The 9,547-nt window shown below is 43.8% G+C and carries 5 protein-coding genes and 5 pseudogenes; 5 read left to right on the top strand and 5 right to left on the bottom strand.

The features are described 5' to 3' along the window. A pseudogene (locus tag OH460_RS27090) lies at window positions 1-610 on the bottom strand (ISNCY family transposase); the annotation flags it as partial. A 768-nt stretch (window positions 611-1,378) separates the two neighbouring features. On the opposite strand from OH460_RS27090, the gene OH460_RS27085 reads away from it, so the two are divergent. From OH460_RS27085 to OH460_RS27065, 5 genes and pseudogenes are all read left to right on the top strand, one after another. Then, entirely contained in the window at window positions 1,379-1,750 is a 372-nt protein-coding gene (locus tag OH460_RS27085) for a hypothetical protein (RefSeq protein WP_270000163.1), read from the top strand. A 127-nt stretch (window positions 1,751-1,877) separates the two neighbouring features. Then, window positions 1,878-3,863 (top strand): hypothetical protein, encoded by a 1,986-nt coding sequence (locus OH460_RS27080; protein WP_270000162.1) that lies wholly within the window; start codon window positions 1,878-1,880, stop codon window positions 3,861-3,863. A 186-nt stretch (window positions 3,864-4,049) separates the two neighbouring features. Then, window positions 4,050-5,205 (top strand): annotated as a pseudogene (locus OH460_RS27075) (IS256 family transposase). Window positions 5,206-5,234: 29 nt separating this feature from the next. Beyond that, window positions 5,235-5,663, top strand: a pseudogene (locus tag OH460_RS27070) (Tn3 family transposase); the annotation flags it as partial. A gap of 471 nt (window positions 5,664-6,134) precedes the next feature. After that, the gene (locus OH460_RS27065; protein ID WP_270000161.1) at window positions 6,135-6,314 is read left to right on the top strand and encodes a hypothetical protein; all 180 of its coding nucleotides are present in this window, start codon (window positions 6,135-6,137) and stop codon (window positions 6,312-6,314) included. On the opposite strand, the gene OH460_RS27060 is transcribed toward OH460_RS27065, so the two are convergent. The 4 genes and pseudogenes from OH460_RS27060 to OH460_RS27045 form a co-directional block, all read right to left on the bottom strand. After that, window positions 6,296-6,568 carry a hypothetical protein gene (locus OH460_RS27060; protein WP_270000160.1) on the bottom strand — a complete coding sequence of 91 codons (273 nt, stop codon included), beginning with the start codon at window positions 6,566-6,568 and terminating at the stop codon, window positions 6,296-6,298. The two genes, OH460_RS27065 and OH460_RS27060, sit on opposite strands and share 19 nt — an antisense overlap. A 180-nt stretch (window positions 6,569-6,748) precedes the next feature. After that, a pseudogene (locus OH460_RS27055) lies at window positions 6,749-7,264 on the bottom strand (IS3 family transposase); the annotation flags it as partial. Between the two features lie 270 nt (window positions 7,265-7,534). Continuing rightward, window positions 7,535-7,801, bottom strand: a pseudogene (locus OH460_RS27050) (IS91-like element ISVa3 family transposase); the annotation flags it as partial. Window positions 7,802-7,956: 155 nt separating this feature from the next. After that, window positions 7,957-9,547, bottom strand: a 1,591-nt coding sequence (locus OH460_RS27045) for a hypothetical protein (protein ID WP_270000159.1), incomplete at its 5' end; no start/stop codon positions are given.

Below are 9,547 nucleotides of genomic sequence, written 5' to 3'. Positions count from 1 at the left end.
TATCGCTGTAAAAAGCCACAGGCTTGCCATGTTGATCCAGGTATTCCCGTGTGGCCACCATGTAATCAAAGGCAGATTCGGTATCACTGAAGCGTAGGTTCATCAAACGGCCCGTCGCATCATCGATGTAGACCAAGAGACAGCACTTAGGGCTGCGTCCTTCAAACCAATCGTGGTGTGAGCCATCAATCTGAACCAGCTCGCCTAAACAGTCACGACGATAACGAGGTTGGTAAACGCGAGGAGGTCGTTGTGAATGTGGCACCCAGAGACCATCGGCGATCATTCATGGGCGCAGTGTCTCGACAGACAGGACCAAGTTGTGTTGTTCCGTCAGCTTCTCACAAGCAAATGTTGGCGAAAAATCAGCGTATTGAGCGCGTATGATGTTCAGAACCTCAGCCCGAAAAGCATCAGGATAACGTCGGTTGCTCGGTCGGCCACGTGACCCATGAGCTAAGGAAGAAGCCCCATACTGGCTTAACTGACTCAATAAACGTCGAACTTGTCGAGGGCTTATGTTGAGTATATCGGCTGCATCAATTTGACGAAGGCGGCGTTCGCGAACATCTTGCAGCACTTTAAAACGATTAATGTCTCGGTCACTCATGGGAATTAGCATCGATTGAGGTCCTCAAAGCTCAGCGTGTTCATTAAGCATAAGAGGACATTTTAAAATTGCTCAAACCGGACATTACTAAATTGCACCTACATTTTTGGTACGCACTAAGTGACGTTACGTTAAATTAAGTTTCTCACATTAAGCTACATACAGCCATCTAACATTCAAAATCGGTTTAAATCTTTGATTTAAAATTGAAAGCTATCCCCCTAATACCAAGAACCTACCCCCAAGGGTGTTTATTCCGAACAATGTGGTCGTAAGAAAAATGTAGCATGGTCTCGTCGTTTTCTATTTTCTTCTCCCAATGTACGCCCCTATTGTTGTAAGCCATATGTTACATATTTTCGAGACACCAGATTTTGCAATAGTTCTTCTCTTTTTTTTGCGTGAGATATCAACCATGTGTTTTTGTTGTTCGTGAGGAATTAGTGCTGAGTTTGAGTATATTGCCAATTTCTCGCTTAATATTAGATTTGTTTTTTTAGTGCTTTGACCTGCATGTTGTTTTTTAGGTTTAAAGATAATGGCCTCTTAAGCTATGATTTTTTGACTCTCTTATAGAAGTGCTTAGGGCATAAATTAATTCCCATTAGCAATGTGTATCTGGTTAATTTATATAGCTTTGTTATGTTGTAATGAATTAAAGCGTCTATTTCCTACAGGAATCGTAGCCTTATGTGGATTGAATGACGGCTCGTCATTGATATACATTCTCAATAGGACTATTCCCATAATGTTTGTGGAGAATTAAAATTGAAAATCAGCAGCGTCATTGGCTTAGTGACCCTTATCGCTGTAACTAACGTTTCAGCTACTGAAACTATGACCTTTCCTGAAACTGCCTCTTCAGTTCCAGATACGGCTATTGTCTTTTCGAAATCTCAACCCCTGATCATATTGTTAGGCGGCTATACTTTTGAAGATAGGGCCTTAAAGTCAACAGTTTACAATTTTGGCATTAGTATCAGTGAGTTAAAACTTGAAAAGAAGCTCATATGGGATGGGGTAACACCTAAAGTGGTCGATGATCTTATCATGCGCCGTTCGGGAGTCTGCAGCTCCTTTGTACTTGATATCTCAATGTCTTCTTTAATCGCCTGCCAGAGCATATATTTAATCGTTTAGAAACGGCAAAACCAATGGGCTTCAATTGCTAGTGTCCAGATTTAGTACTGACTGAAGTTCTTATGTCTTTTAGAGCACTATTCGTTAGATAGTGCTTTTCTATCCATATACCATAGAAGATGAAATTTTGAAAAAAATACTGTTGTTTATTTTAGTGCTCGGGTTAGGTTTACCCGCTAGTGCTACTTCCCCGATGTACAATCAATACGATCATCACAAAGCAATGAGGGATAAGGTTAGCCAGTGGGTGGACTGGCAAGAACAGGAGCACACGTTGAGTGCGGTCGACGCGCTCAATGTTGTTAAAAAGAAGCACGGTATTGCTTACATGCCAGACTTGTTTTTTGTACGATTAATTGAATCTCTAAATCAGGACTTTAATGACGAAGGTCTTTCTTCATTAGATACTACTGTCATTATTGAATCAGCTACGCTATTTGTCATGTCACAAGCACATGACCTACCGCATTATGAGCTATTCCCTGCCCAGTACATGAAGCAGATTTTCTTAGATAGTTTATCACGAGAGTTAGAGCTTATTTCTCCTTCAACAGAAGACGAAGTATTGTATCTTAAGCGTTATTATCAAGGCGATTTTCTTGGTTTATCCGTTTACTCAATCGCGTTGAGCATTAGTTTAGAAAAGTATGGTGAAACTCAACTGATACAAAAACTCGCAGAGCAAACGGGTGGACGTTATACAGATTCAATACGTCAATTCTTCATTTCAGGTTTCTCTGGACGAGGGGTATTTAAAGACCGCTTAGAGGCGGTGTTGTTAGCAGAGCTTCAGCAATCGGCCGCTCAATGGAAACCTAGCTATGGTGATTTTTTGCAGTATCAAAATCGATCGCATCCCTATGCTCGAGTGGGAGCGATGCTGCAAAAGACAATTTTGACTCACTGGCCTTCGTTGAGGAAAGAAAATAAGGAAGACCTAAAGTTATGGTATCAACATATCAAGGGACTTCCTGGCCCAAAATATGGTTATTCAATAGTGGGAGAAGCTTTGGTTAACGATGTTCGTCAAAGAAAGCAGCAACCCCATCATAGTCGTTGGGGCTTTCCTTCGTTAGATGCTATCACTATAGCAGCGTTAATCGCACCAGAGATTGTCGGCGAATTAGCGTTGGGGGAATTTGCACAAGGGTTACTGTTTTCCAGAGCTATGTTCAATGGCGCTAGAGTCGCTGATGCAGTTTATACGAGTGAAGCTGTTGAGCTTGCTACAAAGGAAACAGCCGTATCGGGGGAACAGTTGACACAAGCATCGGCTCTGCAGATGAGTCAGGTCGTTGATTCAACACTTATCGGGCAGGAAGTAGAGACGGGATTACACTACTACATAGGTGAGGAGTCAGTAGAGGGCACTGATTTTGTAATGAACATCCAAGGAACTTGGCAGCGAGTTCGACGTTTCCCGTCAAGTAGCGATTATGCCTTGTTTGAAGGGACGGGTTCTTTCGGTACACACAGGATAACCCGAGAGGGAACGACAGGGTGGTCGTTAAATCAACCGGTGACAAGTCTGCATAATTGGGTTTCCTTAGGTGAATATCGCCACGTACTGTTACTTAGAAAAGGAGAGCCAGCATCATTATTTCGACATTTCGGAGAAAACGTCAAGAGTCGGTATGGTATTCCAAAAAGTAATTTGTACAGTGACGGTGACGTAACCTCTCGTCACCTCAATAACTTGTTTCCTCGAGTGCAATCCGATCAACTCTCATCTTTGACGTTCAACCATCGTTTGGATGTTGTTGCTCACGGTAACCCATATGGTCCAGTTTGTATGAATCAAAATGGTATTGAGACATCATTAACACCGGGGGAATTAGCAAGAAAGCTATTTGATTTAGGGCTTAGGCAGGTTGGTGTACTAAAAGTGCAGTCCTGTAATGTTGGAGGTGGATTTTATTTATCAAAACTTGAAACGGAGCTGAAAAAAACCGGGATTGAGGTTGGCTTTCTTGTTGCTCCGAAGGGATATTTAGTACAGCTCCCCCTTTTGCCGAGAGCTGTATTCGATCCGTTTCCCAACTTCAGTGCTGATCGTTATGAAGTCATATCGACAGGGTTACATCAAGGCTTTCAGGGAACTCGGTATCACTAAACATAGGTAAGAGCTATGCTGATTTCTGGTGTATGGAAGAGAAAGGAAGTTGCGGTGTAATCTGTTGATGCAGTTCTCCCCAGAACGATTAACAGAAAGGTACACCGCATGACTGATAATACTGTTGTTTCACTGAATACACCACAAGACCCACTTACAGAACTGATACGTCAAGGGGCTAGAGATTTGATTGCACAAGCTGTTGAAGCTGAGCTTCAACAGCTTGTGCAACACCAGAATGTTATGGTTGACGGCAAGCAAGCTATCGTTCGCAACGGTTTCTTACCTGAGCGAACCTTGCAAACCGGTGTCGGTGATGTCGAAGTGCAAATTCCTAAGGTAAGAGATCGCTCAGGGCATGGCGTCAAATTTAATAGCAACTTGATACCCCGTATCTCAAGCGAACAAAGAGCGTTGCAACACTGCTCCCGTTACTCTATCTCAAGGGAATATCTACGGGCGATATGCTGCCTGCTCTGGAGTCTCTGCTTGGTAAGGATGCGACAGGCCTGTCAGCCAACAGCATCTGTCGCCTCAAAGAGCGCTGGTATGCGGAGTATGAACAGTGGCGTAAGCGTGACCTCGGTAGGCGTCGCTATGTTTACGTTTGGGCTGACGGTGTTTACTGTCACGTTAGGATGGACGATAAGCTCTGCTTACTCGTCATCATTGGTGTGATGACACTGGACGCAAAGAAGTCCTTGGCGTTTTGGATGGTCATCGAGAGTCAGAATCAAGTTGGACGGAACTCATTGAGCAGCTACGAGCACAGGGATTACAGTTAGCACCGAAGCTCGCCATCGGAGATGGCGCGCTTGGCTTCTGGAAAGCGGTTGCTAAGTGCTGGTCTCAAACGACTCAGCAACGATGCTGGGTACATAAGACGGCGAATGTGCTTAACAAGGTGCCCAAAAGCGTACAACCACGAATGAAGGAAGCACTGCAAGATATCTGGATGGCAGAGACTAGAGATGATGCTTATCACGCCTTCTCAACCGTCCAGAAGCGCTTTGAAACCAAGTATCCAAAGGCAACCGACTGCTTGGTGAAAGATAAAGCTGAAATGCTGGCGTTCTACGATTACCCAGCAGAGCACTGGGTTCATATCAGGACAACCAACCCAATAGAATCGATGTTCGCCACAGTACGTTTACGCACGAACAAGACGAAGAACTGTGGAAACAGAAAGACGACGTTGATGATGGCCTACAAGTTAATGCGCAGTGCAGAGACGAAGTGGCGTCGTCTACGAGGTTTTGCACTCCTAGCGGATGTTGTGAAAGATGTTCGCTTCATCAATGGAGTGAAAGAAATGGAGACTCATCAACAGGCTACTGCATGATCTCCATACACCACATTTGACAATAGCTCATAGTTAAGTGCCTCTACATATTAGATTATGTAGACGACAAAGAGTTAAGACATTTTGTTCAACAAGCGTTAAACCGTGGCGAAGCTTACCATCAGCTACGCCGCGCTATTGCTTCAATCAATGGCAATCAATTTCGAGGAGGAGATGATTACCAAATAGAGCAATGGAATGATTGTGCAAGGATCATAGCAAATTGCATCATCTACTATAATTCAGCTTTACTCTCTGGGTTGGTTGAAAAGTTTGAAAAAGAAAACAATCAGGAAGTCGTCAATCTCATTGCGGGGTTGTCTCCTGTAGCTTGGAGACATATTCAACTTGCTGGTAATTACATTTTTGGTGTGAAAAAAGACAATATTGTTTTGGAAAGGCTTTTGGAAAACCTCGATCCCCTTGCAGAAGATAATTACATAAGCATGGTGGCTTAATTTAGAGTACTTAGAAAACTACCCCTATCTCACAGCCCTTGGTATGTAAGGGCTGTGAGCAAACTTTGGACTTTTCGATGAAATGGGCACAAATCCCCATATAGCGAACAAGTTCCCACTCTGCGCTAATAGAGAGGAGGAACTCGAAAACAAATGATTTTTAGAATCAAAGTGACGCTCATCCAGTCTCTTGCTACGATGGTTGGGCTCGTGCTTTCGTAAGACAAGGTGGCTCTGCTCGTCTCATTCATGCAGCGATAAAGACAGAAGGGCAGTGCCACCGATTTTAAAGAGAAAGTGTGAAATAAAACACACGTATGAACACAGTTGCTTACATTCACGCTCAGATAACGTTACTCTGCGTCTACAGGCTGAAAACTGTACTAAGTCAATCACTACGTGACTTAAATGACACATTGACGATCTTCGAGCTGTCGCTTGCGGCGGCTCTTTTTTTGGGAGATTGATTTAATGGTTAACATTGAAAAAGTGAATGCCACGCTTTTAAAGTCAGGGCATGCGTCGGTAACGCAACGTGAGTGGTTGTTTATCGAGACCATGAATCAGGCGGATCTAAGCTTGCCCTTTATCGTTCGATGGGTTGTTAGCAAGCGTGATGAGTCTACTGACCATCACGCTGATTTATCTTGATGCGACAAAGGTTGATTCAGTTGATGGCTAAGCTCGGTGAAAAACGTTTCACGCTTACGTTCAATAAGCTGCTCAATATAAGCTTCTTTTGCTTTTTGACCTGCTCGTGAAGCTTCTTGCATGGTGAGTTCTACTTCTTCGGGAGTCAGGCGGTATACCTTATTGTTGAGGTATTTCAGCGCTTCTCTTTTAATCAACCCTTGTTTGCCTAAAAGTTTTATCACCAGCGAATCGATAGGGTGCAGACGTCGCATTCTTAGCTCCATTAAGTGAGGTTGAAAGTCTCATTTTTCAATAGAGTAAGTATGAGATATGTTTTTAATTGCGCTAGCGTAAAATATATAAAGGCGACGTTTTGGGGGAAGAAAGCGCGCTCTTTAAGTAAAGGGAGAGTAGATAGTATGGGAGTCAAAGAAGCTCACAGACTGTATATCTCATTCTGACTCATTTGGTGTTAATCCACCGTTATATTGATGTGGACGATGCTGGTTGTAATAGCCAACTAGGTAATCAGTTATTGCTTGCTGTGCCTCTGTAAAACTTCTATAGCCATTCTTTGGTACCCATTCCGTCTTCAAGCTTCTGAACACTCGCTCCATAGGACTGTTATCCCAACAGTTCCCACGACGACTCATACTCTGAGTAATTCGATATCTCCATAGCAACTGACGATGTTTTTTACTCGTATAGTGGCAACCTTGAACCGAGTGGAACATGACACCGGACGGCTTTCCACGGCTCTCATAGGCCATGGTCAATGCCTTGCCAGTCAATGCGCTATCTGGTGAGTTAGACATTGCCCAGCCGATGACTTTTCGTGCGAACAAGTTAATGACAAGTGCTAGATAAGACCATCGCTGTCCCGTCCAGACGTAGGTCACATCGCCGCACCAGACTTGATTCGGTTCAGTTACCGCGAACTGACGATTTAACCGATTGGGTATATGAACAAAAACTCAACAAGCAAATATGTCATGCTATACATCTGCGCCGAACTGAAGGCGCAACCATTGGACAACTGGCCAAAGATTTTGAGCTGGGAGAAGCGACAATTTATCGAGCATTAAAAGCTGTCTCTTCAATATCTGTCACATGATTTTTCCCAAGTCATGTTATGGTTCATGGGTTAATCCCATTCATCGTCGGCATCGATATTCTCCAAAAGAACTTGATAGTTGGTTGCTTTTTCATCTAATTTGCTGATTTTAGATGAAATTACCCTAGGTTGTGACCCCAAGTCGCCGTGATTTCTCGCATACTCATTCGGCGATTATCCAACAACTCATTATTTTTAGGGCCGATGGTAAAGCCAGTAAACACCATCCTGTTCTGACATAGCGTGTACTGATACGGGTCATTACCTGTAAAGCCTTTGTACTGTTTGGCATCTTTTTCGAACTCGTCTTTTCTAGTGCTAAATACACCAGTGGATGAAAGCACCCTCGCTTTCTTTTGGACAGAAAGCCGCAGTAACGCACCATTTTAAATGGTGCTACTAGCATCGCTATCTTGGCCAATGGTTAGGTTTATATAAGGGGAAGAGGAAAACTTACAGGGCGGAGAAAATCTGCTTTATTAGGTCAGTCTCAATGTACTGAAGGGGCTAAGAATAGCCGTCTTTCAAGGAAGACGGCTAGATTTGTTACGTTTCAGAAACAACGCAACTCACTTGGTTAGTCGTATCATTTCCCCTCGGGTAAGGGTGTTTATCCTTTAAATTGATTATCCAGTGGCTATCTGGAAAGTTATCATTGGCTTGCTTATTGCTCCAATACGTTCCGTAACCCTCATTGCTGCTCCAAGGCCAACCATGGTTGGGACCGACATATTCATTGACCAGCTTTTCCAACTGATCTCGCGTTGGGATCTCTTGCCCTCGTGTAGAGCAATATTGTAAGGCATCATCGTAATTCAATAAGCGCTCAGGTGGCTTAGAAAATATCAGTGTGCCCACTTGAATTGTTTCACTCTGCTCTTCTTTCACAGTCAGTGTCACGTTATTATCGGTCTCCTGATCGCGATAATTAGCCGAAACCTCCGCATATTCTCCAGTGTTACCGACTGCTTGAACTGTGTAGTCGTCTATTTTTTGAAAAGAGGCGTCACTGAGGACTAGCTGGGCATCTTGAGTCACGTCTTCCTTAACAAAGTCATCACTTGCGGAATCATAGGTCGCAACAACACGAAACATTCGCACCTGACCTTTAGGTACATCGTCTGAAAATGGCACGTCCGGTGTGTACAGATTATTGTCCGCATGTTCAACCTCAAGACTCGTTATAACGCCATCACCAACAGATAGCTGAATCCCCTTTTCATCTACAAAGTCTGGAACATCGGGGGTAACAATACTCGTGGTACCCGGCTCACCGATTGCTTGGAAGCGGTTGCTCGTTTCTGAGACCGAGGTAAAGCTAGTTATATCACTGTTATTCCATGATGCTACAGTATTGGTTATATCCTCTTCAAAAGTTTCAGCACTACGATTGATGTCCCCTCTGTATACTCCGATAGCCTTTAAAGTACGGCTGAGATATCGTGGAACCAGTGCATTCGCTCCTTGGTCTATTTCAGTTCGTACTGCAATTAATTCAGCGGGCGATATGGAGAGGGTGACGTCATTGCTTACCTCTGATTGGTAACCGGAGAGAGAAGCCGTGATGGTTGTTTGTTCACCGACATTGCTCTTACTACCAATCGCACGGAAAGTGTTATCTTTTTGCTCAAAAGCCGGGTTTTTATCAGAGTTCCAGGAGACATCCTGTGTGACATCGATGCTTCCGAGACCTTCAAACTCTGCGTCTGCCATCAGTGTTCGAGCTTGCCCACGAGGCACGGAGGTACTTTGTCCCCCGCCAACTTCAATATGTAGCTCTTTTAAAATAGGGTTAGAGACTTCCAACGTGCGGGGGTCACTGTAAACACCTTGATAACTCGCTGTCAGCACTGAATCAGATCCAACATCACCAGAAGCGAGAAAGCGATTTTTCTGCTGATCATCTTGTTCAAACCCATCGCCTTGCTCCTGCCAACTCACCTCATTCGTACCAGTGGTGACTCTACCATCATTCCAATAGATGTCAGCGCTATAAGAAACCGTTAACCCTCTCGGTACTTCATCATTAGTCAGCATCACTTTTTCCAACTTTTTTGTTTCAATCTTATAAGGCTGGATGTCTACAACACGCTTGGTTATATGATTCGATTCCGCATCACTAGCATCAACCCGAGAT

Source organism: Vibrio sp. Makdt, assembly GCF_027587015.1.
Lineage (GTDB): Bacteria > Pseudomonadota > Gammaproteobacteria > Enterobacterales > Vibrionaceae > Vibrio > Vibrio chagasii_B.
This window is presented reverse-complemented; position numbering and strand designations above follow the sequence as displayed.

Excerpts from the sequence above, each read along its gene's own strand:
- OH460_RS27065 (WP_270000161.1), top strand. The coding sequence starts at position 6,135 with ATGGTTAACATTGAAAAAGTGAATGCCACGCTTTTAAAGTCAGGGCAT.
- OH460_RS27060 (WP_270000160.1), bottom strand. The coding sequence starts at position 6,568 with ATGCGACGTCTGCACCCTATCGATTCGCTGGTGATAAAACTTTTAGGC.